Origin of the sequence: Rhizobium brockwellii (assembly GCF_000769405.2) — a bacterium.
GTDB classification, from domain to species: Bacteria; Pseudomonadota; Alphaproteobacteria; order Rhizobiales; family Rhizobiaceae; genus Rhizobium; species Rhizobium brockwellii.
Genome location: NZ_CP053442.1, coordinates 1 through 25,940, shown reverse-complemented (window position 1 = coordinate 25,940; position 25,940 = coordinate 1). Strand labels below are relative to the sequence as shown.

23 protein-coding genes and 1 pseudogene are annotated in these 25,940 nt (G+C 59.6%); 7 read left to right on the top strand and 17 right to left on the bottom strand.

Annotated elements, in window-relative coordinates; all coding sequences use genetic code 11:
• Positions 1 to 2: 2 nt before the first annotated feature.
• A complete protein-coding gene (locus RLCC275e_RS30510; RefSeq protein WP_033184073.1) occupies positions 3 to 1,013 on the bottom strand; it encodes a Gfo/Idh/MocA family protein in 1,011 nt (336 codons plus the stop codon).
• Positions 1,014 to 1,383: 370 nt separating this feature from the next.
• Here RLCC275e_RS30510 and RLCC275e_RS30505 point away from each other — a divergent pair, with 370 nt between their 5' ends.
• Positions 1,384 to 2,544, top strand: coding sequence for a fumarylacetoacetate hydrolase family protein (locus tag RLCC275e_RS30505; RefSeq protein ID WP_033184074.1), 1,161 nt, complete (start codon positions 1,384 to 1,386; stop codon positions 2,542 to 2,544).
• Between the two features lie 60 nt (positions 2,545 to 2,604).
• Here RLCC275e_RS30505 and scpA read toward each other — a convergent pair whose 3' ends face one another.
• Positions 2,605 to 4,743: a methylmalonyl-CoA mutase gene (gene scpA / locus RLCC275e_RS30500; protein ID WP_033184075.1), complete on the bottom strand. Its 2,139-nt coding sequence runs from the start codon at positions 4,741 to 4,743 to the stop codon at positions 2,605 to 2,607.
• Positions 4,744 to 4,976: 233 nt separating this feature from the next.
• On the opposite strand from scpA, the gene RLCC275e_RS30495 reads away from it, so the two are divergent.
• Positions 4,977 to 6,335 carry an LLM class flavin-dependent oxidoreductase gene (locus RLCC275e_RS30495; protein WP_033184076.1) on the top strand — a complete coding sequence of 453 codons (1,359 nt, stop codon included), beginning with the start codon at positions 4,977 to 4,979 and terminating at the stop codon, positions 6,333 to 6,335.
• 1 nt (position 6,336) lies between these two features.
• On the opposite strand, the gene RLCC275e_RS30490 is transcribed toward RLCC275e_RS30495, so the two are convergent.
• The 3 genes from RLCC275e_RS30490 to RLCC275e_RS30480 all read right to left on the bottom strand — a co-directional run bounded on the left by RLCC275e_RS30490 (position 6,337) and on the right by RLCC275e_RS30480 (position 9,258).
• Positions 6,337 to 6,990 carry a methionine ABC transporter permease gene (locus tag RLCC275e_RS30490; RefSeq protein WP_033184077.1) on the bottom strand — a complete coding sequence of 218 codons (654 nt, stop codon included), beginning with the start codon at positions 6,988 to 6,990 and terminating at the stop codon, positions 6,337 to 6,339.
• The gene (locus RLCC275e_RS30485; RefSeq protein ID WP_033184078.1) at positions 6,971 to 8,059 is read right to left on the bottom strand and encodes a methionine ABC transporter ATP-binding protein; all 1,089 of its coding nucleotides are present in this window, start codon (positions 8,057 to 8,059) and stop codon (positions 6,971 to 6,973) included. Before RLCC275e_RS30485 ends, RLCC275e_RS30490 begins: the two co-directional genes overlap by 20 nt.
• 359 nt (positions 8,060 to 8,418) lie before the next feature.
• The gene (locus RLCC275e_RS30480; protein ID WP_033184079.1) at positions 8,419 to 9,258 is read right to left on the bottom strand and encodes a MetQ/NlpA family lipoprotein; all 840 of its coding nucleotides are present in this window, start codon (positions 9,256 to 9,258) and stop codon (positions 8,419 to 8,421) included.
• Between the two features lie 50 nt (positions 9,259 to 9,308).
• Between RLCC275e_RS30480 and RLCC275e_RS30475 the strand changes: the two genes are divergently transcribed.
• Positions 9,309 to 9,527, top strand: a complete 219-nt coding sequence (locus RLCC275e_RS30475; RefSeq protein ID WP_130708140.1) for a hypothetical protein — start codon at positions 9,309 to 9,311, stop codon at positions 9,525 to 9,527.
• On the opposite strand, the gene msuE is transcribed toward RLCC275e_RS30475, so the two are convergent.
• Positions 9,503 to 10,063: an FMN reductase gene (gene msuE, locus RLCC275e_RS30470; RefSeq protein WP_033184080.1), complete on the bottom strand. Its 561-nt coding sequence runs from the start codon at positions 10,061 to 10,063 to the stop codon at positions 9,503 to 9,505. The two genes, RLCC275e_RS30475 and msuE, sit on opposite strands and share 25 nt — an antisense overlap.
• Positions 10,064 to 10,275: 212 nt before the next feature.
• Complete coding sequence (locus tag RLCC275e_RS30465) at positions 10,276 to 11,478, bottom strand: MFS transporter (protein WP_033184081.1); 1,203 nt, start codon at positions 11,476 to 11,478, stop codon at positions 10,276 to 10,278.
• Between the two features lie 355 nt (positions 11,479 to 11,833).
• Here RLCC275e_RS30465 and RLCC275e_RS30460 point away from each other — a divergent pair, with 355 nt between their 5' ends.
• Positions 11,834 to 12,292 (top strand): helix-turn-helix domain-containing protein, encoded by a 459-nt coding sequence (locus RLCC275e_RS30460; protein WP_033184082.1) that lies wholly within the window; start codon positions 11,834 to 11,836, stop codon positions 12,290 to 12,292.
• A gap of 515 nt (positions 12,293 to 12,807) precedes the next feature.
• On the opposite strand, the gene RLCC275e_RS30455 is transcribed toward RLCC275e_RS30460, so the two are convergent.
• Genes RLCC275e_RS30455 through RLCC275e_RS30440 form a run of 4 tightly spaced genes read right to left on the bottom strand, consistent with a single transcriptional unit; the run spans position 12,808 to position 18,027 of the window.
• A complete protein-coding gene (locus RLCC275e_RS30455; protein WP_033184083.1) occupies positions 12,808 to 14,235 on the bottom strand; it encodes an arabinose isomerase in 1,428 nt (475 codons plus the stop codon).
• Positions 14,236 to 14,265: 30 nt separating this feature from the next.
• Positions 14,266 to 15,270, bottom strand: coding sequence for an ABC transporter permease (locus RLCC275e_RS30450; protein ID WP_050516862.1), 1,005 nt, complete (start codon positions 15,268 to 15,270; stop codon positions 14,266 to 14,268).
• Positions 15,267 to 16,832: a sugar ABC transporter ATP-binding protein gene (locus RLCC275e_RS30445; protein WP_033184084.1), complete on the bottom strand. Its 1,566-nt coding sequence runs from the start codon at positions 16,830 to 16,832 to the stop codon at positions 15,267 to 15,269. The genes RLCC275e_RS30450 and RLCC275e_RS30445 overlap by 4 nt, the downstream gene beginning before the upstream one ends.
• Positions 16,833 to 16,857: 25 nt before the next feature.
• The gene (locus tag RLCC275e_RS30440) at positions 16,858 to 18,027 is read right to left on the bottom strand and encodes a sugar ABC transporter substrate-binding protein (protein WP_033184085.1); all 1,170 of its coding nucleotides are present in this window, start codon (positions 18,025 to 18,027) and stop codon (positions 16,858 to 16,860) included.
• Positions 18,028 to 18,210: 183 nt separating this feature from the next.
• On the opposite strand from RLCC275e_RS30440, the gene RLCC275e_RS30435 reads away from it, so the two are divergent.
• Together RLCC275e_RS30435 and RLCC275e_RS30430 are read left to right on the top strand one after the other, a co-directional pair.
• Positions 18,211 to 19,089: a helix-turn-helix domain-containing protein gene (locus RLCC275e_RS30435; RefSeq protein WP_245485204.1), complete on the top strand. Its 879-nt coding sequence runs from the start codon at positions 18,211 to 18,213 to the stop codon at positions 19,087 to 19,089.
• Between the two features lie 144 nt (positions 19,090 to 19,233).
• Complete coding sequence (locus tag RLCC275e_RS30430; protein WP_033184086.1) at positions 19,234 to 19,626, top strand: SMI1/KNR4 family protein; 393 nt, start codon at positions 19,234 to 19,236, stop codon at positions 19,624 to 19,626.
• A 555-nt stretch (positions 19,627 to 20,181) separates the two neighbouring features.
• On the opposite strand, the gene RLCC275e_RS30425 is transcribed toward RLCC275e_RS30430, so the two are convergent.
• The 3 genes and pseudogenes from RLCC275e_RS30425 to RLCC275e_RS34460 form a co-directional block, all read right to left on the bottom strand.
• Positions 20,182 to 20,328 carry a DUF1127 domain-containing protein gene (locus RLCC275e_RS30425; RefSeq protein ID WP_003552150.1) on the bottom strand — a complete coding sequence of 49 codons (147 nt, stop codon included), beginning with the start codon at positions 20,326 to 20,328 and terminating at the stop codon, positions 20,182 to 20,184.
• 270 nt (positions 20,329 to 20,598) lie between these two features.
• Positions 20,599 to 21,080 (bottom strand): annotated as a pseudogene (locus RLCC275e_RS34815) (glycoside hydrolase family 15 protein); the annotation flags it as partial.
• A gap of 207 nt (positions 21,081 to 21,287) precedes the next feature.
• Positions 21,288 to 21,437, bottom strand: coding sequence for a trehalase-like domain-containing protein (locus RLCC275e_RS34460; protein ID WP_245483595.1), 150 nt, complete (start codon positions 21,435 to 21,437; stop codon positions 21,288 to 21,290).
• Between RLCC275e_RS34460 and RLCC275e_RS34455 the strand changes: the two genes are divergently transcribed.
• On the top strand, positions 21,370 to 21,600 hold the full coding sequence (locus RLCC275e_RS34455) for a hypothetical protein (RefSeq protein WP_245485208.1): 231 nt from the start codon (positions 21,370 to 21,372) through the stop codon (positions 21,598 to 21,600). The genes RLCC275e_RS34460 and RLCC275e_RS34455 overlap by 68 nt on opposite strands.
• Positions 21,601 to 22,228: 628 nt before the next feature.
• Here RLCC275e_RS34455 and repC read toward each other — a convergent pair.
• From repC to repA, 3 genes are all read right to left on the bottom strand, one after another.
• Positions 22,229 to 23,533, bottom strand: coding sequence for a plasmid replication protein RepC (gene repC, locus RLCC275e_RS30415; RefSeq protein ID WP_033183245.1), 1,305 nt, complete (start codon positions 23,531 to 23,533; stop codon positions 22,229 to 22,231).
• 154 nt (positions 23,534 to 23,687) lie between these two features.
• Positions 23,688 to 24,668, bottom strand: coding sequence for a plasmid partitioning protein RepB (repB, locus tag RLCC275e_RS30410; RefSeq protein WP_033183904.1), 981 nt, complete (start codon positions 24,666 to 24,668; stop codon positions 23,688 to 23,690).
• 75 nt (positions 24,669 to 24,743) lie between these two features.
• On the bottom strand, positions 24,744 to 25,940 hold the full coding sequence (gene repA / locus RLCC275e_RS30405; RefSeq protein ID WP_003552154.1) for a plasmid partitioning protein RepA: 1,197 nt from the start codon (positions 25,938 to 25,940) through the stop codon (positions 24,744 to 24,746).

The following is a 25,940-nucleotide window of genomic DNA, read 5'->3' as shown; positions in this document are numbered from 1 at the left end:
CCTCAGCGAGCGCCGATGCGCGCGGCTTTCGTCTGGGCTTCGAGCGAAAGGCGGCAGACTTCAAAAACGTGATCCTGGGTCATCGCCGTCTGTGTGCGGTTGCCGACGTCGGCGGTGAAAGCGTCGAAATAGTCGAGTTTTTCGCCGCTGCAATCGATATGGGTCATTTCCTTGCCGTTGACCAGGAAGAGGTGATCCTTGCCCGGCCGGCCGGCGATATCGATATATTTGCGCAGTTCGATGTAGCCTTCGGTGCCGAGGATGGTCAGGCGCCCGTCCCCCCAGGTCGGCAGCGCCTCCGGCGTGAACCAGTCGACACGGACATAGCCCGCCGCCTTGTCGGAGCGCAGAAGCACCTCGCCGAAATCTTCGAAGGCGGGCTTGTCAGGCATGCCGAAATTGCCGATCGAGCTTGCGATGACTTCGCCTGTGGTCGAGCCGGTGTAGAACAGGAACTGGTCGACCTGGTGTGAAGCGATATCGACGATGATGCCGCCGAAGGCTTCGGGATCGAAGAACCAGTCCGGCCGGGTCGGCAGTTGCAGCCGGTGTGGACCGACGCCGAGCGTCTGGATCACCTTGCCGATCGCGCCTTCGGCGACGAGCTTGCCGGCCTTGACGGCGGAGCGGACGCAGTGGCGCTCGGAAAAGCAGATCGAGAAGATCTTGCCGGTCTCGGCAACGGTACGCCTGACGTCCTCAAGTTGGGCGAAGGTCGTCACGCCCGGCTTGTCGGTCATCACGTCCTTGCCCGACCTCATTGCGCGGATGGCAAGCCCGGCACGATCACGCGGAATCGCGGAAATGCAGATGACATCGATCGACGGATCGTCGAACAGCTTTTGCCTGTCGATCTGCGGCGCGTCAGGATAGGTCTTCTCGAAGGCCTCGCGCAGTGCCGGCACCGAGGTCTGCGGGCAATAGCCGACGAACTCGCCGCCTGCGGCCAGCAACCCCTTTACGTGATCGAATGTGTGCCCATGGTCGATTCCGACGACGGCAAATCTCAACATCGCTGCAATATCCTCCTGGGATTTTCGTGTGGCCGCGTGACGCCAGCCTCCTCCATGTCGGGCAAAACAGATAACGAAAGCCGCCTCCTGTCAAGGCGAGATGAGGGGGCAAACCGACCATGTTGCAAATTAAACATATGAAATATAACGACTAATTTGTATCTAAATAGTTATTTTGTAGGTTTTTACGCTTGGTCTTTCGACAACGGGCCACGGCTTGAACCGATCGGGCGAAAGTCTTTTTTTGCCCGACGCATCTTGCCCCATCTCCGTGAATGTGATCGATTTCGGCCGCCGCCGGGGTGGAGGGCGGCAACACCCCGCAATGTTTTGAAGAGCGCTCCCCGCTCGCCTGTGACGGAAGATCACCATGTCTCAACCTCTGCTCGATGCCGCCGCTTCGGATGGTCTTTTTGTCGGCCGCGCCTGGAATCCCGAGGTTGCCGGGCCAAGCATCGTGACGCTTCGAGAGGAGGAGCTGGTCGACATCACCTCGCGCGAGGCGCCGACACTGAGCGCGCTGCTCGAGCGACAGGACGCTGCTGGTTTCGTGCGCGCTGCGAGCGGCAAGGCGATCGGCTCGTTGCAGGATATCGCCGCCAACAGCACCGGCACGCCGGATGAAGCGCGTCCCTATCTCCTGGCGCCCGTCGACCTTCAGGCAGTGAAGGCCTGCGGCGTCACCTTTGCGCAGTCGATGATCGAGCGCGTCATCGAGGAGAAGGCGGCCGGCAGTCCGGAGCGTGCCGCCTCGATCCGCGAGCGCGTCAGCACGCTGATCGGTGGCAGCCTCACCAATCTGAAGGCCGGTTCGCCGGAGGCTGCCAAAGTCAAGCAGGCACTGATCGACGAAGGCATGTGGTCGCAATATCTTGAGGTCGGTATCGGGCCGGACGCCGAAGTCTTCACCAAGTCACCGGTGCTCTCCTCCGTCGGCTGGGGTGCGGATGTCGGCCTGCATCCGATCTCGACCTGGAACAATCCCGAGCCGGAAATCGTGCTCGCGGTCAACAGCCGCGGCGAAATCACGGGCGCGACGCTCGGCAACGACGTCAACCTGCGCGACGTCGAGGGCCGCTCGGCGCTGCTGCTCGGCAAGGCCAAGGATAACAACGCCTCCTGCTCCATCGGTCCTTTCATCCGCTTGTTCGATGCCGGCTACAGCCTCGATGATGTACGCAAGGCTGAACTCGACCTGAAGGTGTCAGGCCAGGACGGCTTCGTGATGCACGGCAAGAGTTCGATGTCGCAGATCAGTCGCGATCCGACCGATCTCGTCAAGCAGACGGTCGGCGCCCATCATCAATATCCCGACGGTTTCATGCTTTTCCTCGGCACGCTGTTTGCGCCGACGCAGGACCGCGACGCGCCGAAGCAAGGCTTTACGCACAAGATCGGCGATGTCGTCGAGATTTCCTCGGCAGGCCTTGGCGCGCTCATCAACACCGTGCGGCTTTCCACCGAATGCCCACCCTGGACCTTCGGCATTTCGGCGCTGATGAGCAACCTCGCAAAGCGCGGCCTGCTCTAACCTTTTGTTTGACGCGATTCCGAAAAAACCGCGTCGTACTTTTCCGGGAATTGTTGCAGCCTACTGGTTTCTCCGCCTGCCCTCAAGCAGATCGAGGACGGAGTTTGCCGCCTCGAGAACGTTTGTCCCCGGGCCGAACACGGCTGCAACGCCGTGTTCGTGCAGGAATTCATAGTCCTGGCGGGGGATGACGCCGCCGCAGACGACGATGATATCGCCACCGCCCTGTTCCCTCAGCCTGTCGATCAGTTGCGGTAGCAGCGTCCTGTGACCGGCCGCCAGCGACGAGACGCCGACGACGTTGACCTTTTCGCTGAGCGCGACACCGGCAGCTTCCTCCGGTGTCTGGAACAGGGGACCGGCAAGCACGTCGAAGCCGATATCGCCGAAGGCCGAGGCGATCACCTTGGCGCCTCGGTCGTGTCCGTCCTGACCGAGCTTGGCGACCATGATCTTCGGCCGGTGCCCCATGGCTTCAGTCACCTCAGTCATGCGGGTCTTGAGCACGGCGAGTTCCGGCTCGTTTGCATACGCCTCGCCGTAGACGCCCTTGATGACTTCAGGGGTCGCGGCATGATCGCCGAAGGCATCGCGCATGGCGTCCGATATTTCGCCGACCGTGGCACGGGCTCGGGCCGCCGCGATGGCGGCTTCCAGCAGGTTGCCCTTGCCGCTCTGTGCGATCTCTACCAGGGCCGCCAGGGTCTCGCGCACGGCTCCGCCATCGCGGCGCCGCTTCGTTTCTTCGATACGTCTGATCTGCGCTTTGCGCACCGCGCTGTTGTCGATCTCCAGAATGTCGATCGGCTGTTCGTTGTCGAGCCTGTAGCGGTTGACGCCGACGATGACCTCCTCGCCCTTGTCGACGGCTGCCTGGCGGCGTGCGGCCGCTTCCTCGATCAGCCGTTTCGGCAGGCCATCGGCCACGGCCTTGGTCATGCCTCCCAGTGCCTCGACCTCTTCCATCAACGCCCAGGCCTTGTCGGCGAGCTCGGCCGTCAGGCTTTCGACATAGTAGGAGCCCGCCAGCGGATCGACGACCTTGGTGACGCCGGTCTCGTGCTGCAGGATGAGCTGGGTGTTGCGGGCGATACGAGAGGAGAACTCAGTCGGCAGCGCAATCGCTTCGTCGAAGGAATTGGTATGTAACGACTGCGTGCCGCCGAGCACGGCCGACATCGCCTCGAAGGCGGTGCGGATGATGTTGTTATAAGGGTCCTGCTCCTGCAAGGAGACGCCGGAGGTCTGGCAATGGGTGCGCAGCATCAGCGAGGACTGTTTCTTCGGATGAAACCCTTCCATGATCCGCGTCCAGAGCAGGCGGGCGGCGCGCAGCTTGGCGGCTTCCATGAAGAAGTTCATGCCGATGGCGAAGAAGAAGGAGAGCCTGCCGGCGAACTCGTCGACGCTCAGGCCTTTGGCGATGGCGGCGCGGACATATTCGCGGCCGTCGGCCAGCGTGAAGGCCAGTTCCTGCACCAGTGTCGCGCCGGCTTCCTGCATGTGGTAGCCGGAGATCGAGATGGAGTTGAACTTCGGCATCTCGCGGGCGGTATAGTCGATGATGTCGGCAACGATCCGCATCGAGGGTTCCGGCGGATAGATATAGGTGTTGCGGACCATGAACTCCTTGAGGATGTCATTCTGAATGGTGCCAGAAAGGTCGGCTCGCGAAACACCCTGCTCCTCGCCCGCCACGATGAAGGAGGCAAGGATCGGGATGACGGCACCGTTCATGGTCATCGACACCGACATTTCACCCAGCGGAATGCCGTCGAACAGGATCTTCATATCCTCGACGCTGTCGATTGCCACACCCGCCTTGCCGACATCACCCTCGACGCGCGGATGATCGCTGTCATAACCGCGGTGGGTGGCAAGATCGAAGGCGACCGACAGGCCCTTCTGGCCGGCCGCCAGATTGCGCCGATAGAAGGCGTTCGATTCCTCTGCCGTCGAGAAGCCGGCATATTGGCGGATCGTCCAAGGCCGGCCGGCATACATCGTCGCCCGCGGGCCGCGGGTGAAAGGCGAAAAACCAGGAAGCGAACCAAGGTGCCCGGCGCCGTCAAGATCCTCGGCCGTATAGAGCGGCTTGACGGCAATGCCTTCCGGCGTCTGCCAGGTCAGCTTCTCGGGCGAGGCGCGCAGTTCCTTTTGCGCAAGCTCCGCCCAATCCGACAGCGTCTTCTTCGTCATGCGGTTCCTCCGGCTTTTTTCATCCCCACCCTACCATTTCACCGGCCTCTCGTGCGATAGAGCCCGAACAGGATGATTTTAGGCCGAGCCGGCCTAAAATCTGAATCCTGTTCTATATTATATAGTTAGAGCATGATGTCGCCCGAAAACCACTCACACTTTTCGGCATCATGCTCCAGGATAATTAATGCGGCAAATCCTTGATTTCTATTGCCGGCTTTGGGAACCGCCTCATGAAGACAATGCAGATCTATGCCTTCGACATGAACTGCGTCGGGCACATCAACCACGGCCTGTGGACGCATCCGCGCGACCGCTCAGCGCATTATACCGATCTCGACTACTGGACGGAGCTTGCCAAGACCGCCGAACGCGGCAAGCTGGACGGCATCTTCCTGGCCGATATCGTCGGTGTCTATGATGTCTACAAGGGCAGCCCGGCACCGGTGATCGAGGCGGGCGCGCAGATCCCGGTCAATGATCCGCTGATCCCGGTTTCGGCGATGGCCTATGTCACCAAACATCTGGGTTTTGGCGTGACCGTCAACACTACCTACGAGCCACCCTTCCTGTTGGCGCGGCGCATGTCGACGCTCGACCACCTGACCAAGGGACGGATCGGATGGAACATCGTCACCGGTTATCTCGACAGCGCCGCCCGCAGCATGGGTTTCGACAAGCTGCCGGAACATGATGCGCGCTACGACGCAGCCGAAGAATATCTCGAAATTCTCTATAAGCTCTGGGAAGGCAGCTGGGACGACGATGCGGTGGTGCGCGACAAGGCAGGCGGTGTCTATGCCGACCCCTCCAGAGTGCGCTCTGTCCGTCACGACGGCAAATATTACCGGATGGAAGGCATCCATCTCTCAGAACCCTCGCCGCAGCGCACGCCCCTGCTCTTCCAGGCCGGCGCCTCGGCACGCGGGCAGGACTTTGCCGCCCGCCACGCCGAATGCGTCTTCATTGCCGGGCCGAATCCCAAGGCGGCCAAGCCGACCGTCGATGCGCTGCGGGCGAAGGCGGAGGAATTCGGCCGCGGCGCGGATGCATTGAAGATCCTGAGCCTGATCACCGTCGTCGTCGGTCGGACGGAGAAGGAAGCCCAGGACAAGCTCGAGGACTATCGCCGCCATGCGAGCGTCGAGGCCTCGCTTGCGCATTATTCCGCTTCGACAGGTGTCGATTTTTCGAAGTATGGATTGGACGACGTCATCGACCAGAGCTCGACCAATGCCAATCAATCCGCACTTGCGGCCATTACGAAACAGGCGGCGAAGCCGGTGACGCTGCGTGAGATCATCGACCAGACGATACTCGGCAGCCGGATGAAACCGGTGGTCGGCTCGCCCGAACAGATCGCCGATCATCTCACGACATGGATCGAAGAGGGTGACATCGACGGCTTCAATCTGTCGCGGACAGTGGCGCCGGAAAGCCTGCGCGATTTCGTCAATCTGGTCGTGCCGGTGCTGCAGGAGCGCGGCGTCTTCAAGGCGGACTATGCTGCAGGACCCTTGCGGCAGAAGCTTTTCGGCGGCGGGAACGGCAGGTTGCCGGCTGCTCATCCCGCCGCCCAGTTCCGGCGTTGATTTATCGGTGGTCCAGCCCGGCAACCAGCTTGTCGCCAAGCCACTGGATGCCGCAGACGAGCACGATGAGGACGGCCACTACCGCGATCATCACGCTGGTTTCGAAACGCTGATAGCCGTAGCGGATGGCGAGATCGCCGAGGCCGCCGGCGCCGATCGCGCCCGCCATGGCCGAGGCGCCGATCAGCGTCACCAGGGTGACGGTGAAACCAGCGACGATTCCTGGCAGCGCTTCAGGCACCAGCACCTCGCGGATGATCGTCCAGCGGTTGCCGCCCATGGCGCGCACGGCGTCGATCAACCCGCGGTCGACCTCGCGCAGCGATACTTCGGCGATACGGGCGTAATAGGGCGTTGCGGCGATGGCGAGCGGCACGATGGCCGCCCAGGTGCCGAGCGCGGTGCCGACGATCAGCCGCGTCAGCGGGATCAGCGCCACCAGCAGGATGATGAAAGGCACTGAACGAAAGCCGTTGATGACTGCGCCGAGGACGCGATTGATCCACAGGCTTTCGGCGATGCCGCCGCGCGCCGTCGCGACCAGTGCCAGGCCGAGCGGCAGGCCGGCGACGAGCGAGATCACTCCCGAGGCGAGGGTCATCAGGATCGTCTCCCAAAGGGAGCGAACAAGCAGTTCAAGCATGATCGGTGTCATAACCAAGCACCTCCACCCGGGCGGACCGGGCCGTCAGGAATTGTTCGACCTTTCCGGCAAGCGCCGGGTCGCGTGCGGGAACGGCGATGAAGAACCGCGCCACCGGCTGGTTCTGGATATGGTCGATGCCGCCATGGACGAGGCGGAAGGAATGCGGCAAAGCTGCCGAGAGTTCGGCAAACAGCGCGCCCTGCGCCTGCGGCCCGGCGAGATCGACGCTGAGGATCGCTTCGCTGCCCGCCGTCGCTGACAGCCGGCCGGCGATATGCTCAGGAAGCTGCGGGCGGATGCCGCAAAGCAGGCTCCCGGTGATTTCAGCCTGCGGATTGGCGAAGACCGACCAGACCTGCCCTTCCTCGACGATCCGCCCGGCATCGATGACCGCGACGCGATCGGCAATGCCGCGGACCACTTCCATCTCGTGGGTGATCAGCAGAATGGTCAGTCCGAGCTTACGGTTGATGTCCTTCAGCAATGCCAGGATCGACCGGGTCGTTTCCGGATCGAGCGCCGATGTCGCCTCGTCGGACAACAGCAGTGCCGGGCGTGCCGCCAGCGCCCGGGCGATGCCGACGCGTTGCTTCTGGCCGCCGGATAGCGATACGGGATAAGCCTTCGCCTTGTCTGCAAGGCCGACGAGTTCGAGCAGCTCATGCGCCCGTTTCAGGCGCTCGCTCTTTGCAAGACCCTCGATCTTCAGCGGCAGCGCGACGTTTTCTTCGACGGTTTTGGCAGAAAGCAGATTGAAATGCTGGAAGATCATGCCGATGCGGCGGCGCAGCGGCTGCAGGTCCCGTTCTGAAAGTCCGGTGATGTCTCGGCCCTCGATGAGGACCTCGCCGCTATCGGCGCGCTCCAGGCCGTTCAGGCAGCGGATCAGCGTCGATTTGCCGGCGCCGCTGCGGCCGATGATACCGAGGATCTCGCCTCTCTTCACCGTCAGCGAAATGCCATCGAGGGCTGCAGTGGTTCCGAACCGTCGCTTCAAGTCGGTCAGTCTCACCACCTCTTCGGAAGCCGCCGCTTGCGACTGCGCCTCGATCGCCGTGGTGGAAACAAGGGAATTCATGTGGTTTTCCTTACAAACACTGAAGGCGGTCCGGGCAGAGAACGCCCGGACCGCCTTTCGGCAGGCCTTAGAGCCTTTCCGGGTTAGATTGAAGCATTCTGCCGGAGCAGGTTTTCGTCAGGGCAAAGGCGATTGGCGACGGGCATACCTCTTGGTACGTCCGAGCCGATCGCCTTTGCCCTGGCGCAAAGATGCCCGGCCCTTCGGGTTGGCTGAAACGGGCCGCCTGATCGACCGGCCGGCTTGGCCGTAGAGCTTGGCTACGACGCGCGCCGGCCGGTCGACCATCCGACTCCGTTTGAGCCAACAGAATGCTTCAATCTAACCCGGAAAGGCTCTAACCCCAGCCCTGCCTCGGATCAATAGGCGCTGAGACCGGTGCCCTTGTAGACCTTGTCGAATTCGGCCTTGACGGTGTCGTTCTGATAAGAAGACACAAGCGTCTTGACCCATTCGGCATCCTTGTTGTCGTCCTTGACGGCGATGAAGTTGCGGTATGGATTATCAGCGATCGGCTCCTGGGCAATGCGTTCGGCCGGCGAAAGACCGCTCTTCAGCGCCCAGTCGGTGTTGACGATACCGGCATCCAGATCGTCGATCGAACGGCCGACGATGCCGGCGTCGAGTTCCTTGATCTCGATCTTCTTTGGATTGTCGGTGACGTCGGCGACGGTGGCGAGAATACCGGTGCCGTCCTTCAGTTTGATCAGGCCTTCGCTCTGGAGAACGCGCAGTGCGCGTCCTTCGTTCGAGGGATCGTTCGGCACGCCGATGACGGCACCTTCCGGGATCTCGGCGACGGACTTGTATTTCTTGGTGTAAAGGCCGATCGGCCAGACCCCGGTATAACCGACGCGAACGATGTGATAGCCGTGCTGCTGGATCTGGTTGTCGAGATAGGGCTGGTGCTGGAAGGCGTTGGCATCGACTTCGCCGCGCTCCAGCGCTTCATTCGGCTGGGTGTAGTCGTTGAAGATGACGGTCTCGATCTTGAGACCCTTCTTGCCCGCCTCGCTTGCGACCACGCGCCAAATATCCTCCTCCTCGCCGGCCATGATGCCGACCTTGATCGACTTATCCTCGGCATGGGAAGGCGCGGGTGCGGCAAAGGAAAAGACTGCGGCCGCGGAAATGGCGACGGCGGCAAGAGCCGCCCGGCGCGAAAGGTGGAAGCCGTGAAGATTTTTGTTCTTGGTCATTGTATATCCCGTCTGACTGAAAGAGGCCGAACGCCCCGAGCGGGCCGATCATGGCAAATGCGCAGATCGCGAGCGAAGCACGAATGTCTGATGTGGAGCAAGGCCCGGAAAAACTCTTGCCCTGCCATCGATATCGGCAGGATAAATTTCCACCAAATTTATGGATTAATTGGGGCTCGAGAGCATGCTCCAAAAATGAAAACGGCGCCTTCGTGGCGCCGTTTCAAGCTTATCCCGACGCTCTTTACTCGGCAGCGATCAGCGCCTGATTCCGGCTGGGAAAGAACGCCTCGAGCTCGCCGATGACTTCCCCGATTCGCTTGGAAAGTGGATCGGATGAGACGCGGTAATCGGTGAAGTCGCGGTCGGACGCGTAAACCGCGGTCGGCAGCGTGTGCGACATGAAAAAACCGAAGAGCGGGCGGAGCTGGTGCTCGACCATCAGCGCATGACGGTCGCCGCCGCCGGTTGCGGTGATGACGATCGGCTTGGCGCGCAGTTCATGCGGATCGATTAGGTCGATCAGGTGCTTGAAGAGACCGGGATAGCTGCCCTTGTAGGTCGGAGCGCCGATGACAAGTACGTCGGCATTGACGATGTCGTCGATCACTTCCCTGGCGCGACTGTCGAGATCGTCACGGCGCAGCGCCTGGCCAAGCGAGGGGCCGACATCGGTCAGATCGTAGATGGTGTTGTCGAAGCCGTATTTCTCAGCGGCGAGACCGGCAACGTTTTCGACAAGCGCAAAGGTCTTCGAGGGGCGGTTGAAGCTACCCGCAAGGCCGACCAGTTTGTGAGCAGACATGCCATTTCCTTCCAATATCGTGCCGAGATCGACGTCACTATTCTCACGAATATTATCTATAAAAATAGTGGATTAAAGGAATGGTGATCCCTCTTCCCCATAGGAGGAGAAAAATACGTTCGGGCCTGTGGGCGAAGGCGACGTGCGAAACTGCATGATGAACCGGGCCGGAGTGTCGGTGACATTCCGGCTCGATCGATGGCGATGTCGCCTCAGACTGGTTTCTGCTTGGGAATACGCGGCAGGAAGACCGTGAGGAGACCGAGCAGCGGCAGGTAGGAGCAGATGCGGTAGACGAAATCGATGCCATGGGTGTCGGCGAAACTGCCGAGCAGGGCTGCACCAAGCCCCCCTGCCCCGAATGCGAAGCCGAAGAAGACCCCGGCAATCAGCCCGACGCGGCCGGGCACCAGTTCCTGCGCGAAGACGACGATTGCAGAGAAGGCCGAAGCGAAGATCAGGCCGATGACGACGCTGAGCACACCCGTCCAGAAGAGGTTGGCATAGGGAAGCAGGAGCGCGAAGGGAATGACGCCGAGGATCGAGAACCAGATGACAAAACGGGCACCGAAGCGGTCACCGATCGGCCCGCCAAGGAAGGTGCCGACGGCGACCGAACCGAGGAACAGGAAGAGCATCAGCTGTGCCTGCTGCACGCTGAGCTCGAACTTGTCGATGACATAGAAGGTGAAGTAGCTCGATACGCTGGCCATGTAGACATTCTTCGTTGCCGTCAGCAGCACGAGGATGAGCAGCGCCCAGACGACCCTGTTCTGCGGCAGCGGCAGGGTCCGGCTTACCGCCGGCTTGCTGGCATTCTGGCGCCTGTGGCTGATGTACCAGTTACCGACCCAGCTCAGCACGACCATGCCGACCATGGCGATGGCGGCGAACCATGAGACGCTGTGCTGACCGAGCGGCAGCACGATGAAGGCGGCAAGCAGCGGACCGATCGCCTGGCCGGCATTGCCGCCGACCTGGAAGAAGGATTGCGCGAAACCGTGGCGGCCGCCAGAGGCAAGACGGGCAACACGCGAAGATTCCGGGTGGAAGACCGCCGAGCCGAAGCCGATCAGGCTTGCGGCAACCAGCAGCAGGGCGAAGCTGCCGGCATTGCCGAGCAGAATGAGCCCGCAAAAGGTGCTGGCCATGCCGACGGGCAGCGAATAGGGCATCGGCCAGCGGTCGGTGACGATGCCGACCAGCGGCTGCAGCAGTGAAGCCGTGACCTGGAACGTCATGGTAAGGAGGCCGATCTGCACGAAATCGAGATCGTAGTTCGCCTTGAACAGCGGATAGAGTGAGGCGAGCAGCGACTGCATGATGTCGTTCAACATGTGGCAGAAGCTGACCGCCATCAGAATAGACATGGTTGTTTTTTCGAAACGAGGCGCGCTCTCGGCAACGGTTGCCATCAATACTTCTCCTGCACAGGCACGGCCGGTGCCGTGCCACGTCGCTATTATTCGATGGATTTTCGGGCGATCGGGGCTGGGAAGACTCTCGTGCGGCGGTCGCTGAAGAGCATTTAACGCAAGCCGGGACGCAACTACAGCCCAGTTTTATCCTAATCGGTACGGCTTTTGTTCGATTTGCGCTTCCGCCGCGTGATTACTGCGTGATTTCACGTCTTTTTGGGGGGCTTTCATATCACAGTCAGTCGCGATCGTCGCATATCCACTATGCCATATGAAAACAACCATGGAAAAGCCATGCGGGGGATACTACAGCTGCGCCGATTGAAAATGCGATCGAGGCTGAAAACACACGATGAATGTCAAGACAGCGAATGCAATAGACAGCTATGTCGGAGCGCGCATCAGAATGCGCCGGCAGTTGCTCGGGATGAGCCAGGAACGGCTTGGCGAGCAGATCGGGGTGACCTTTCAGCAGGTTCAGAAGTACGAGAAGGGCATCAATCGCATCGGCGCCAGCCGGCTGCAGCGGATCGCCGAGGTGCTTCAGACGTCGCCAAGCTTCTTCTTCGAGCAGGAGAATTCCGAGTCGTTGACGCTGCAAGGACTGGATCTATCCGCGAATATGGACCCGGTCGCTGAATTCCTGCGAACGAAAGAGGGATTGGTGCTCAATCGCGCCTTTCTAAAGATCGCCGACAGCAATATCCGCGAAACGGTCATCGCGCTGGTGAAGGCGATGGCGCAGGCGGAAGGCGATGGTCTGACATTGGGGACCTCCAAAGCGGATATCACTCATCCGCTCGGAGAGTAATCAGGCACACCGAGGTGATACCCGCATAGAGCTCAGGCTCGCGTCATTTGGCGAGTTGCGGCTGATCGCCCCAGACGGGCGGTCGGTGGCGCTTCCAGAAAAAGGGCCTACTTGGCAGAAGGAACAATAGCGCGAGGCTTTGCGCGGGCCGGTTTCTGAAATCTGAAAGGCGGCGCAGTCCTGTCACGCGCGTCTTCGTTCAAGAGAACCAAGTTGTCTCCGCTTTGGAGCACGCGTGGGCAAAGGAAGCCGCGAGGACATCCAGATGCCCGAAACAGCCGAAGCAACAGTTACGCAGATGCGTGGGGGACAGGTCAAGGAGCTGGCATCGCTGGCCAGGCTTATGGTGTTTGCCTCCCCCGCAAAGCGCCCACGACGGTTCATTACCCCGGCACGCGGGACTGAACGAACGCTGACGGGTAGGTGCTTTGCCGCAATGGCCCGAACGTATCTTGCAAGCGCTTTCGCACGATGAAGCGGTTGCCCACTATGGCGCGCTTCCGCATCCCATCTTGTCAGCAGACTTTTACGACGTCCAGATCCAGGAGTTTTCCAAGCTTCTCGATGCGCCCGGCAATGTGTCCGACGCCAACTGCGCAATGGTGGGCGGGTCCCTGTGCGTTCCACGCCTCAACAAAGCGCCGGGCTCCAAGTGGAAATCGATAACGGCTGTTGGTGTTGCCGATTTCGAGGATCGGGCCCGCCACAGAGGCGCCTTCGGCGCAGAGCAGCCTGATTTTGCCGGCGTCTTCGACGATAGAGAGCAGCGTCACCGGTCCGTGCTGAACCGACATTTCAACGCTGACGCCGGAGCCGACCTTGCCGTGAAAGATGCTGAGGGGCCGGATCTTCGTACGCCCCTGAGCAATTTTCGTATGCCCCGGCCCGTCATGCCCCATCAGCACGACATCCGCGGCGAAATCCATGGCATAATACTCGGTGAATGAGCCGCCAGCGCCGAAGCTGTCCATGATTTTCATCGCCTGGGCGTTCTTGATCTCATATTCGCCCGCAACCGGCACGCCGCTGGCCGTCAATATCGAACAGCCGACGATGACCGAGGTGATGATATCCTCATATTCGTGGCCGGGCTGGGATTCGTAGTAATAGGCAAGTGAGCCGAGCGATTTCTTGTCGACCAGCTGACGAAGCGCCACGGCTGTCTTGGCCGCACGGGCCAGTTCCTTGGGGTCGCAATCCGGCTGGACATCGAATTCGGCGATGATCGTCGCCAAGCAGGTGGAGACGTCTTCTTCGCTCACATCACGCCGCAACTGCGCCAGTTCGTCGATTTCCAGCACCTCGATATGGGTGCCGAAGGCCGCTGCCTGCGCGGTGAGGTCTGAATAGATATCCAGCATGCCGTTGTAGTAGCGGCCCAAGACGCCGAGCCGGTTATGCGCCATCACATGCGCGACGCGGGCGGCCTCGATCCAGCCGTTGATCTCGTTTTCGACGACGGGATCGCCGGTGAGAACGCCAGTCACCTGGTGAAAGCTGATGCCCGCCCGACGGAAGACATTGGCGATCTCTGGGACGGGGCAGGCAGAGCAATGCGCCAGCCAGTCGCCAGTCATCGCTGTCCGATCGCCGAGGGCATTGAAAGTGGCATAGTCGATGGCTGCGGTCGGCTGCAGATTGAGGATGATCACCGGAACCTTGGCGCGACGGACCACTGGAAGAACCGTCGACGACAACGCATAGGTGGTGATGTAGAGAAAGATGATATCGACATCGGCTTGGCGAAACTGGTGACCGGCCTCGATAGCCTTTTCGGGCGTGTCGATCAGCCCGAGGTTGACGACCTCGACGCCTGGGCGCGCAAGCTTTGCCTCGACGGTATCGACATAGCCGCGCAACCGCGCTTCCAGGCCGTTGAATTGCGACCAATAGGCCTCCAGACCGATACCGAAAAGGCCGGCCTTCAAGGGGCGTTCAGACATTTCTGTTTCTCCGATGGGGTGAGAATGACGTCAGCTCTGCAGGCGCACGCGAAGCTGATCGAGGCCGACGGCCATTAGAAGGACGACGCCTCGAGTCACGTCCTGCCAGAAGGAGGACACGTTCATCAGCGTCAGGCCGTTGTTCAGCGTGCCAAGGATCAAAACGGCAATCAGCGTGCCCCAGACGCTGCCTCGTCCACCAAAGAGGCTGGTGCCACCAAGGATGATGGCGGCGATGATGGTGAGCAGGTGCTGGCCCGCGGCGTTGGGTGCTGCGGCGCCGAGCATTGCTGCAAGGATGATGCCAGCTGCCGCCCCCGAAAGGCCGGAGACGACATAGAGCACCATCTGGGTCCGCTCGACGGGCACGCCAAGCAGGCTGCTTGCTTCCGGATTGCCGCCGCTCGCATAGGCGAAGCGTCCGAACGGTGTCTTCGACAGGATCAGCCAAAGTGCGACGAAGACCAACAGCATCAGGATGATTGGAAACGGGATACCAAAGAGGCGCCCTGACCCGAGCCAGTTGAAAGCCGGAATGAAGAGCGGCTTCGAAAGGCCGCCGGTCAGCACCATGGAGAGACCGGAAAAGATGCTCATTGTGCCGAGCGTGGCGATGAGCGGATTGAGTTTCAGCCGGGTGACGATAAAGCCGTTCAGGACGCCGACCGCGCAGCCGATGATGAGAGCGGTGACGCAGCCCGCCCAGATATTGATTCCCTTGGCATGCATCAGCGCCACGATAACGCCAGCAAGACCGGCGACGGCGGCGACGGACAGATCGAGCCCTCCGCCGATGATCAGCGGCGTGCCCGCGGCTGCCATCAGCCCGATGAAGGCCATATTGGTGCCGATGTTGGACAGGTTGCTCAGCGTCAGGAAATAGGGGGAGAAAACCGAAAAGGCGATCAGCAGCAGGGCGTAGAACACCAGCAAAAGAACGATGCCGGCGGCCGGGCGGCCAAGAAGGTCGCTGAGTGAATTTGCCGACCTCTTCGACGATTCCGACGCTGAGGGAATGGAAGACGAGTTGGTCATGTTTTCTCCAGTTCATTCGTATCGCGGAGGGCTGCCCGCGGCTCGGCTGCCTGCATCAGGTCCGTCGCGGTTGCGTCCTGCCCAAGCTCGGCGACGACCTTGCCATCCTCGAGTACGAGGCAGCGATCTGCGAGCCCCGCCACCTCTTCCGCATCCGAGGAGACGATCAGGATCGCCAGCCCCGCCTCCGCCAGCCGGCGGATTTCCATGTAGATCTCGCGCCGGGCACCAAGATCGACCCCGCGTGTCGGCTCTTCGAGGATCAGAACATCCGGGTTTCCGAGCAGCCAACGCGCAAGGCAGATCTTTTGCTGATTGCCGCCGGACAGAAGGCGGATCTCTTGGTCCGGACCTGAGGTCTTGACCCGCAGGGTTTTGATCCATTCACGGGTGCTGTCGTCTTCCCGCTTTTGGTCGACAACGCCGGATAGCGTGAACAGTCCGAGGTAAGGCAGTGTCGTGTTGGTTCGCACCGACAAATTGCCAATCAGGCCCTGGCGCTTTCGCTCCGCGGCCACGAACCCGATGCCGCTACGCACTCTCTTTCGCGGCCCAGAGAGACCAATGTCCACATCGTTCAGCAGAATGGCCTCGGCATGGGCGGCAGGCTCGGCGCCATAGATTGCCCGGCCTATCTTCTCGGCGCCGGAGCCGATAAGGCCAAAGACGCCGAAAACCTCACCGCGTCGCACGGTCAATGCCACGCCGTCGAGCCATCCAGGAAGTGACAGTCCATCGACCGACAGGACGGTCTTTGCGCCCTGAAGCACTTTCGATTTTACGGGGTAGAGGTCGCCGAGTTCGCTGCCGAGCATCGCCGTCAGAATTGCGTCGCGACTGGTGTCACGGGTTTCGAACTGACCTCGGACCTCGCCGTCACGCAAGACAACAATACGGTCGCTTAGCCGGAAGACCTCGTCCAGATAATGCGAAATATAGATGATGGTGACGCCTTGGGCTTTCAGGGCCTCGATGACATCGAACAGATTGTCGGCATCTGCCTCACTCAGCGACGCCGTCGGCTCGTCCATGATCAGGATCCGCGCCTTGCCGGCCAGCGCGCGGGCGATTTCGACAATGCGCTGTTCGGACAATGGCAGCGAGCCCATGCGCCGGCCGGGCTCGATATGGTCGAGCCGCAATCGCTTCAGGAGCGCCCGCGCCTGTGCGTCGACGGCCACCTGATCGATCATCGGAATACCCAAAAAGCGGCGCTTCGGCATGGAGCCAAGCGCGATGTTTTCGGCGACCGAAAGGTCCGGATGTACGGAAAGCTCCTGTGGCATCAGCCGGATGCCGGCCGCAACGGCATCCCGAGGCGTGGAGATATTCCTGGGCGTGTCGTCAATTCTAATCTGTCCGGTGTCCAGCGTGTAGACACCGGAGAGGATTTTCATGAGCGTAGACTTACCTGCGCCATTGGCGCCAAGAAGCGCCACGATCTCACCCGCATCGGCAGAAAGCGACACGTTCTTCAGTACCGTCACGCCGGCAAATGCTTTGCTGACATTGGCGATCTGGAGCCGCCGATTGCGGCTCCCTTCGGTGCTATGGACGGTCATGTCACGCTCCCTGACGCAGTCTCGCTCATTGCTGAGGGAGAATGGCCTCATAGCCCTTCAGCCAATCCTGCTTCTTCAGGTCTGCGAGGTAGGTTGAAAATTCCGCTTCCGGAAACACGTATCCATCCGCCTCGCCGGCGCAGGCAAACTCCTTGTAGAACTTGCAGATATTGGCCTTGGTGACCATTTGGTGCGTCACGAAGGTCGCCTCCGGAACCGGCTTTCCGGCAAGTGCGGAGAGCGCGATTGGAATTAGATAATTGCCGTAGCTGCCGGGGAATGAACCGGTCGCAGCAACCAGGTTCGGATCGGTGGCGAGCGCCTCAGCCTCATCTGCCCCATTGCCAACCGCAATTGCCTGATCGACGCGACCGGCAGCCCGCACGGCCTGCAGCATCCCCATCGTTGCCTGATCGTTGATGGCAATGATGAGGATCGGCGCGCCGGGCGGAATGCGACCGATGACATTGTTCATCTGCGCAAAAGATTCCTGCAGCGTGTTCTTGGTATCGATCTCGATGATATGATCGGCGGGGAAATCCTTGGTCAGCGCCATAAAGCCGGCCCGCTGCCCATCCGTGCGCATGCGCGGGATGACGCCCGACTGCGGTAAAGCGCCGATGACCAGATAACCGGTCTTCACGACATCGGCGCCGAATTTCTTTGCAGCCGCCGTTGCGAGATAGGACCCACCCATGAAGCCAGATTTCGGGTTGTTGACCCCGAAGAAGCTCGCGCCCGGCATCGGGATGTCGATCGCAGTGACCTTTGTGCCATCCGGTTTGAACACATCCATCACCGTCTGCCCGAAATTGGCGTCCGTCTGAAATTCGATGACGTAGTCAACCTTGCGCTCTGCAAAGGATTTGGCATTGGCGAGCGCAGTCGGCCCGTCGAGGCGGTTATCCGCAATCACGAGGTCGACGCCGGCAGCATCGGCATTTTCCTGGATCCCCTTTTCGACGAGCACGCCGAAGGCGATGTCGCGCTGCAGGTTCGCGAATCCGATACTGTAACTCTTTCCGTTTCTCGGTGGCGTTGCCTTGGTCGCATCGACCACCATCGCCTTCAGATTTTCGGTCGATAGCATCTTGCCGTCGAACTTCGCCGGATCGAACCCGTGAAAGTCCTCGGCATAAGAAGCGGAAGCCGCAAGGCACGCGGCAACCACCAGCAGTGTGGCTTGATTTTTCATGTCTTTCTCCTCCCGGCCACTGCCCTCCCCGGCAGCGGCGGCCCGCTGATGATCTCAGCAAATATTTTGCAGCGTCATTCTAAAACTGACCTTGCATAGTGACGTTAACACTAGGAATTTTCGTTGACACGTCGGCAATTTCCGCAAAAGTGATCTTTTGCATGCAAAATATGATCCTCAGACTTGGCCGCCGTCATGCAAAGTTACTTCGTCTACATGCCCGACAATCGCCTCTGCGCCGCATGGGGCTGTACGGCCATCTCCACCGGGTATACAGAGATCGGATCGAATTCCGACTACCCGCCGAGCCGTCATCCCAACGACCACCATTTCAGCTGGTCGCGTGGCCGGATCCTGAGCGCCTATCAGATCGTCCAGATCAGCGCCGGCAGCGGCCGGCTGGAATTCGGACCATCGCGTCGGCAAGTTGCCATCGCCGGCGGCTCGATTTTCCTGCTTTTTCCCGGCGTATGGCACCGTTTTGCGCCAGATCGTCGGGCCGGTTGGGTTGAGCACTGGATCGAATGCCGGGGGAGCGCCTTCGATTTTGCCTGCGATGCAGGTCTGTTGCGCCCTGAGCAGCCTGTCCACGCCAGCAGCTCCGAAATTGCCGATGTATTCGCGTCAATTCACGCGTTGGCGCAGGACGATTGCCTGCGCAATCAGCCGCTGCTGTCGACCCTTGGACTTCAGCTGCTCGCCCTTTTATGCCGCCCAGCCGATCTCAATAGCAACGCTGCCGACAGGCTCGTTGATCGTGCACGGATGATTCTCATGGAACGCTGCGGCCAGCCTCTGTCCGTTGAGCAGCTTGCCGACGAACTTGGCGTCAGCTATCCCTATTTCCGGCGTCTTTTTCGCGAGCAGACTGGCATGTCGGCCAAGCAGTATCAGATGAGGGTACGCCTCCAGCGGGCCATCGACCTTCTGGTGAACACAGACAAATCGATCAAGGAGATCGCCGGTCTCCTGGGTTTTCACTCGGCGTTCCATTTTTCGACCCAGTTCCGGCAACTGATCGGCTCGAGCCCAACAGATTTCAGGGCGGCTAAACGCTCGTAACGTAGGCCTTGTCGAGACTGATCTTATGCTCCTTGGCGTCGAATCGACCGGCGGGGTCCGTATCCGCAGGCGCGGTTGCATGCGGAGTGGGATGCCCAATTCTGCGCTCGTCAACGCCTTGCATTTCGAACCGGAGTGTCTCGCATGCTGGGAAGGTTGCTGCATGGATATCAATTGCCTGGCGCCAATTTGTCGGAGATCGAGGCATGTGAGACTTCGCTCTTGATCATCTTGCCGGAAGACTACAAGGCGTTTTTGCGCATCTCGAATGGATTCAACGATGAAGTCGGTCAAGGATATCTCGTTCTGTGGAGTGTCGCGGAACTTGCCAAGGCCGACGGTTATCAACTCCTCGAGTTTCAGGTCGACCGGTTCTTGATTGGTTCGAATAGCGGCCCGACCGCTTATGGGATAATCAGCGGAAGTTACATCTCCATTCCGTTTGTCTTTGCCGGCGCGTGGTCGGAAGAGGTCCGCGTGCTAGGACGAACATTCGATGAGTTCATCGAAGCCGTTGAGGCGGGCGAAGGCTCGTAGCGATCGGCACCTCCTTATGATGCGATGACTGACGGCATCGGCGCCGGTATTGGATCAGCGTGTCCTCCGAGACCAGCAGTAGCTGTGCGGGATATCGCTCTCGAGCGAACTGCCGGCCCGGTGCCAGGGGCAGCCGAGTCCGGCAGGCTGAGTGACGAGGTTGGGGACGGCTGCACTCGATCTTAATCTGCGTCGGGAAGAGGCTTGATACAAAAAAAGCCTGCCGCGGGAGGAGGTGCGGCAGGCTTTTTGAAGATCGAACAGCGACTGGGAGGAGGAGTGCCGCTGTTTTTACAGACGTCCCATGGGAGGAGAAGTGGGCCGGCTGAAAGCGAAGCTTTGCGGGAGGAGGTGCATTGCTTCGACAGATACAATCATACACAGGCCCCGGACGATGCAAATGTCTTATGTTGCACCGCAGCCATGCGTAAGGCGCAAACCGCAAGAATCCAATACGACCGGAGCTCCATACGTCGCCGGGCACGGCCCTCGACGCAAAAATGCCCGCCTTAGGAGCGGGCATCAACCGATGTGGATTCAAGTCGTGCTGGGCGGTTAGCGCGCGATCGAGGCGCGGGCAACGCTGCGAATGTCTGCCCGATCGATGCCGAGGTCCTGCAGTTCACGGCTGGACATGCGTCCGAGTTCGGTGACCGTCTGACGGAACTTGCGCCAGTTGTTGAAAGAGCGTGCTACGTTCATGATGATCCCCTTTCATGAGGGCTGTCTGACGTCAGCAACCTTGGTTGGTTCCGGCGCCGTTTCGATGATGGAGATATAGGCGCTTCAATCGGTTTAAAACAGCCACAATCTCTCATCTCAGCTATGCGGTGAGCGCATGATGTGCTTCTTTTTCGCGCAAAGACTCCCTTTTTCAAACCGCGGACGAATAGCAAGTGGGACCTCACCTCCGTGGCTTGCGCCACGGAGGTGAGGTCGATGCTACAAACGGCTTGGATAATAATGGGAGAAATTGCCAGCGAGCTGTGCCTTAGTATCAAACTCTTCGGCGTACAGGCCGAGATGGTTGGCATAGTTCAGAATTGACTCAAAGACCTTGCGGGCTCTCTTGGTGTCGCCTGCTCGTGCAAGACGCTCGGCATACCAGAACGAGCAGGCTGAAAAGGCGCCCTCCTCCCCCTCAAGGCCGTCGTTACTGCGATACCGGTGCTCGACGCCGTCGTCCGCCAGTTGGTCGCCGATCGCCTTCAAGGTCGACAGCCACCTCCGATCCGTGGCCCTGACAAACCTCACAAGCGGCATGAGCAGCAGCGACGCGTCGTAGCATGTCGCCGCTCTTGGTCTGCACAAAGTGCCCCTTCTCCTCGTTCCAGAAATTTTTCCAAATGTCTCCGTAAATGTCGTTCCTGATGTCATGCGCCCTTGGAAAAGGGCGCTGCGAGGGATCGCCTGGTCGCGAGGCGAATTCCCCGATCGACCGCCACCCAGCACATCCAGCTTGGAGGGTCATCATCTGCGATCACAGCGCCGTCTTCAGATTCCACTGGGATCTGTCTCGTCGCGTATTCGAACCGAGGAGCGCATGACATACGCACTTTCAAACTCCCGCGCGTCGCACGAAAGCGCTGGACGATCATGCTCGAGCCGCCGCTACGTCTGTTCTTCACTTACATAAAGTCAGTGAGTTCGTCGCTTGCCATTCAACGTGTGAGCAATACCTTTGTATCCGGAAGGTACTGTTGCGTCACGCGGGCATCTGCAAGCTCCGGAGCAAGCTGAAACATGCCACCACGCTCCGGTTCGAGCAGCGCCGCAAAAATCGTCGGACTGTCGAAATCGGGCCAGCACAGAAAGTCTATCGTGCCATCGGTAGCGACAAGCGCGATCGCCGATGACGCCGTGGTTCTCTATCGCGCGCGGAACGACGGCTGCGTCCAGCTGGCTATGTTCGGCGGCAACTATATTCTCGATCAAATCGCCACTTGCATCCATGCTGCGTTCCTCTTGGGCTGAGCTTCGGATGAAAAGTCCGCAGGGAGCTCCCCCACTTCACGGACTTGCCGCTTTGGTTCGAAACGGCAATGGCGAATGAGGTCGCCGGAACCTACTGGGCCGACCAATTGCGTCTGGATCGTTCGTCGCCGATGCTGCGCCCACAATTCCTTCAACGCTGTCACCGTCAATCATAACAATGACGATCCGCCACCCGTTATCCCCACCGCGCCGCATGATGTGAGAGATAATGTTGATGCACAACACATTGAAATTATGGTAAACACCTCGTTAACTAGAAGCTATATCTCAGATTACTTCCGCCATTGCATTGCCTTCTCTTCCGTGTCGCTGGGATCCCACCGACGCTCGTCAGGATTGACGAGTGATTATTTGCCAGGAAACCAGCCTTGACGCATGAAAGGTCGACTAAATTCCAAGGCTTTCGGACCCCTTGATGGAAGCCACCGGGCCTAATGAGACCGATGGGCCGCTGAACGATAGAGTTGACAGAGACAACCACCGCTCTCATCCCCAAAGCCCATTCGATCCTGACGCCGGCCGCGACAGTGGAGGAAATCGCTCCGCCAAAGTGAACCTCATCCGGGCAGGCATTTTCGGCCGAAGCAGACACCCGCCTCCCCTCCCCTCAGCTGGCCTGCCTCGCCGTCGGCCCATTCGCCCGCGCGAGCGCCATCAGCATCGGTCCGATTGCAAACTCGCCTCTTTCGGTCCTTCGGGTCAGATCTCTGAGATAACCGCCGGGTGAGTTGATGTGCCCTCCCCTCTCCAGGATGCAGGCGATCACGGTGGCGGCGTTTTCCGGCCCCATGCCCGAGCAGGCTTCCTCATAGGCCGAGGGACTGACGCCGAGCATCGAGCGCACGACGACGGCAGCCGACATCAGGTCTCGCCAATTGCCGATGCTTCCGCCGGGCCCATAGTCGAGAATACTGGGGCAGGCTTGGAGGACGAGGCCGAGCGGGAAGGATTTCAGGCCTGGTCCGGCGCCCGGATCGGCCGCGCCTCCCGCCCTGTTGCTCATCCCGACGGAAGGCTTTTGCTGTTTCAATCTTTGCTCCTCCAGCGGCCCGGCGTTCGGGTTGTTATCGGCCGCTGCCTTTTCGCCCTGCTTCGTTTCGAAGCTTGGTTCAAGTTCATAAATGGAGTCGGGTTTTGAATTCTGTTTGTGATGCTCAATTTGAGACTCATTGGCGTCTATTTTTTGTGTTTTTATCCGTCTTTCCAGCATGTTGACGATCTCTGCGCGCAGCAGCCCCATCTCATCGAGCAGCGGTACCAGATCTTCGGCTGTCGCCACGCGTGGAATCCGGGCGAGAAGCGTTCGAAACATCGCCGAAATGCCTTCCCAATCACCGGAAACCCCTTCTTCGAGTGCCGTCATGATCAATTTGGAAATGTCACGCCGGCATAGCGTCAGGCGTTCCCTGGTCACTCGCAACAGCTCCCGGTCGGTTACGGTCCGGGCGGCCAGGCTTTCGATCTCGGCAGCACGTGCCAGAAGCGGTGCGACACTGAAGCCGAAGGCCTCGCCGACGGCCCCTGCCCTGTCGCGGCGCGCATAGCGCTTTCCATTCGGGCTGTCCTTGCGCAGGATCAGGCCGGCCTCGACCAGGACGGCAAGATGCCGCCTGAGGGTTGCCGGCGTCATGCCGCGGGCGCGCAACGAAAGCTGCGCATTCGACGGGAAGACAATCAGTCCCTTTTCCTCGGAGATTTCGTCGTCAGGGTAGAAGGTCAGAAGCGCGTCGAGCACCGTCAACGCCCGATCGGTGACGCCAAGCGCCGGCCGTGCTTCGCAGATCGCCCTGAACAGCTTCCATTTGCTGCGTTTCATTCCCGGCTCGATGGTCTCGGCCAGTTGCTGGCTTGCCAGCATGCCAAGCGACATCGGCCGCCGCCCAAAGGGCGTCGTCACATATCCACTCTCCATTTGCCTTCACCTCAGTTTAGGCAAAAGAATTCTGCTCACCAAAAACGGCGCCAAGACTCTTGACTGTGATTCGTGGAAATGCGATTCTCGATCTGCTAGGAATACGAGGAAGGCTTCCACGACGGCGTCGTTGGGGGCCTTTTTCTTTTGCGGTCTACTCTCCTTGTTGAACGTTTCGGCCTCGATAAGCCTTGTAGAGATCCGTCAGGTTCTCGGAGAGGAAATCTCCAAACCCAACCGCATCCTTGGCCTTCAACGCCAGTGTAAAAGTTCGTCCGTCGCTCCGTAGATCGGCGGCGACGGACCTATCTTCAGAAATCCATTTGCTCGCACGAACTTGTTTCGATGGACCTGATCGGCCGGATGCCTTGATATGCGTCAGCATGACGTTAAACCGATCGTCGCCTGTCTTCGCGTTGAATTCCTCGGTTCCGAGGAAAGCACGTGCCCTCTCCAAATTCGAGGGGCGCTCCAACAGGGTCTTCAGCTCATACCACCGGTCACGTCCAATGCCCTTGGCTGCTCCGACCGCATCCAGCAATTCGCGAGGCATGCTCGCCACCGCCAGCATCTTCGAAAGGGTCGCCCTGTCCACGGAGAGTGCTGAGAGAATAATTGCGTTGTCACCATCGAAGTGAAGCCGCGCGATTTCACTCGCGAACATTGCCTTCTCAAAAAATGACAGATTGGCGCGCGCCGAATTCTCTTGCCCCTGCGCGACTAGATGATCGCTATCTTTTAGGTCTTTGACGACTGCACGTACGTTTCTTCCGAGCGCCCTTGCCGCTCGAAGACGTCGATGCCCGAACACCACCATATAGCGCTCGGAATCCTTGGGGTGAGGCCTCACCAGGATCGGGCTGTCCTGCCCTCGCTCCCGAATTGCCGAAAGCAATTCGTTAAACTCCTGTTCGTCTTCCTCAATGCGATCGCGCACGAATGATGCATCGACTAGATCCGGGTCCAATTCGATGACAGTCTCGCCCTCCAGCAGCTTGTCTGCACGGGCCGCCATCTCATCGATGGAATTCAGGATCGACTTAGAAGCGCCCCGGATGGTGTAATCAAACACCGCCCGGTTGTTGTCGGCCGGCGAGTCGCTCATCACATTCGCGAATGGGTTTTTCCGAGCCATATCGCTATCCTCGAAGCCTCGTTATCGGTTTGTTTCGGTTGCAAAATCTTGTAGTTTTGACGGCGGTCAACATCGTTAGAGCCTCCCCCAAGCCCTATGGATCAATCCTTGGATCTCGAAATTGACGGCATCCATGCATTCGATCGCGCGGTCGTAGGTTTCTCGCGTGAAATTTGAGCGATCGAGCTCGTAGAGGGTGCGTTTCGTCAAGCCGGCATCGGAGATCGCAGTTGTCTTCACCATCGGGCTCTTGAGGATTTCCTCAGCGAACATCGATTGCATGAAGCCCAGCATCTGCACCTGTGGAACATCGGTAGGCTCAAATCTGGTGATCAGGTAACGGAGCCAGTCCATACGCACATTGGCGCCCGCCTTTTTGATTGTCTTGGTGATATTGCCGAGCATGAGCAGGAACTGCGACATCGACATCAGGTCCAACATTTGCGGATGGACTGTAATCAAGACGGAGGTCGCCGCGGTGAGCGCGGTTAAGGTGAGATATCCCAGTTGCGGAGGGCAATCGACCACCACAACGTCGTAGCGGCTGTCAACTTCCTCGAGCGACTTACCGAGACGTGTGAAGAAGCGCTTCCCATCGGCGCCAGTCTGCATCGCAAGAGGCGTGTCGTATTCATATTCCTGCAATTCTAAATTCGCCGGGACAATATCGAGACCAGGGAAATTGGTCGGCAGAATGACGTCGGCAATCGACTTGCGCTCGTCGTCATAGCGTATCGCATCGTAGAGCGAGGGATTTCGATCAAGCTCCGGCTGGAAACCGTGCAGAGCCGAGAGCGACGCCTGTGGGTCAAGATCAATTGCAAGCACACGGTGTCCGGTAAGCGCCAAGTGCTGCGCAAGGTGAGCCGTGGTGGTCGTCTTGCCAGAGCCTCCCTTGAAGTTGACGACCGCAATTACCTGCAATTTATCGCCCGGCTTGCGGTGAGGAACATATTTCTTAGCTTCCGACTTACCCGTCCTGTCGAGAAAAAAACGCAGCTCCAACATCTGCTCGGCAGTATAATATCTGCGATTTCCCGACATTGTGATTGGCTTCGGGCCCTTGCCGTCGAGATAGAGGCGCTTCAAGTTGCTCGGGGTGACGCCAAGATAGTGTGCGACCTCCGCGAGCGAGAACTGGCGCAGGTTCTTTTTCGCGTTCGGGGGAAAATTCTCCAGACGCAGCTGATCGAGCTTGCGCGAAATTTCCGCACCTTGCATCAGAATCTTGTCGTCAAACTCAAACGACGGTAGCGGGCTAAACGCGTTCAT

Coding starts and splice junctions, on each gene's coding strand:
- RLCC275e_RS30455 (WP_033184083.1), bottom strand. CDS start 14,235: ATGTCTGAACGCCCCTTGAAGGCCGGCCTTTTCGGTATCGGTCTGGAG.
- repB (WP_033183904.1), bottom strand. CDS start 24,668: ATGGCTCGGAAAAACCCATTCGCGAATGTGATGAGCGACTCGCCGGCC.
- RLCC275e_RS30490 (WP_033184077.1), bottom strand. CDS start 6,990: ATGACACCGATCATGCTTGAACTGCTTGTTCGCTCCCTTTGGGAGACG.
- RLCC275e_RS30505 (WP_033184074.1), top strand. CDS start 1,384: ATGTCTCAACCTCTGCTCGATGCCGCCGCTTCGGATGGTCTTTTTGTC.
- RLCC275e_RS30440 (WP_033184085.1), bottom strand. CDS start 18,027: ATGAAAAATCAAGCCACACTGCTGGTGGTTGCCGCGTGCCTTGCGGCT.
- RLCC275e_RS34455 (WP_245485208.1), top strand. CDS start 21,370: ATGCCACCACGCTCCGGTTCGAGCAGCGCCGCAAAAATCGTCGGACTG.
- RLCC275e_RS30465 (WP_033184081.1), bottom strand. CDS start 11,478: ATGGCAACCGTTGCCGAGAGCGCGCCTCGTTTCGAAAAAACAACCATG.
- repA (WP_003552154.1), bottom strand. CDS start 25,940: ATGAACGCGTTTAGCCCGCTACCGTCGTTTGAGTTTGACGACAAGATT.
- RLCC275e_RS30445 (WP_033184084.1), bottom strand. CDS start 16,832: ATGACCGTCCATAGCACCGAAGGGAGCCGCAATCGGCGGCTCCAGATC.
- RLCC275e_RS30460 (WP_033184082.1), top strand. CDS start 11,834: ATGAATGTCAAGACAGCGAATGCAATAGACAGCTATGTCGGAGCGCGC.
- RLCC275e_RS30480 (WP_033184079.1), bottom strand. CDS start 9,258: ATGACCAAGAACAAAAATCTTCACGGCTTCCACCTTTCGCGCCGGGCG.
- msuE (WP_033184080.1), bottom strand. CDS start 10,063: ATGTCTGCTCACAAACTGGTCGGCCTTGCGGGTAGCTTCAACCGCCCC.
- RLCC275e_RS30430 (WP_033184086.1), top strand. CDS start 19,234: ATGCTGGGAAGGTTGCTGCATGGATATCAATTGCCTGGCGCCAATTTG.
- scpA (WP_033184075.1), bottom strand. CDS start 4,743: ATGACGAAGAAGACGCTGTCGGATTGGGCGGAGCTTGCGCAAAAGGAA.
- RLCC275e_RS30450 (WP_050516862.1), bottom strand. CDS start 15,270: ATGACCAACTCGTCTTCCATTCCCTCAGCGTCGGAATCGTCGAAGAGG.
- RLCC275e_RS30495 (WP_033184076.1), top strand. CDS start 4,977: ATGAAGACAATGCAGATCTATGCCTTCGACATGAACTGCGTCGGGCAC.
- repC (WP_033183245.1), bottom strand. CDS start 23,533: ATGGAGAGTGGATATGTGACGACGCCCTTTGGGCGGCGGCCGATGTCG.
- RLCC275e_RS30485 (WP_033184078.1), bottom strand. CDS start 8,059: ATGAATTCCCTTGTTTCCACCACGGCGATCGAGGCGCAGTCGCAAGCG.
- RLCC275e_RS30475 (WP_130708140.1), top strand. CDS start 9,309: ATGGCAAATGCGCAGATCGCGAGCGAAGCACGAATGTCTGATGTGGAG.
- RLCC275e_RS30425 (WP_003552150.1), bottom strand. CDS start 20,328: ATGAACGTAGCACGCTCTTTCAACAACTGGCGCAAGTTCCGTCAGACG.
- RLCC275e_RS30510 (WP_033184073.1), bottom strand. CDS start 1,013: ATGTTGAGATTTGCCGTCGTCGGAATCGACCATGGGCACACATTCGAT.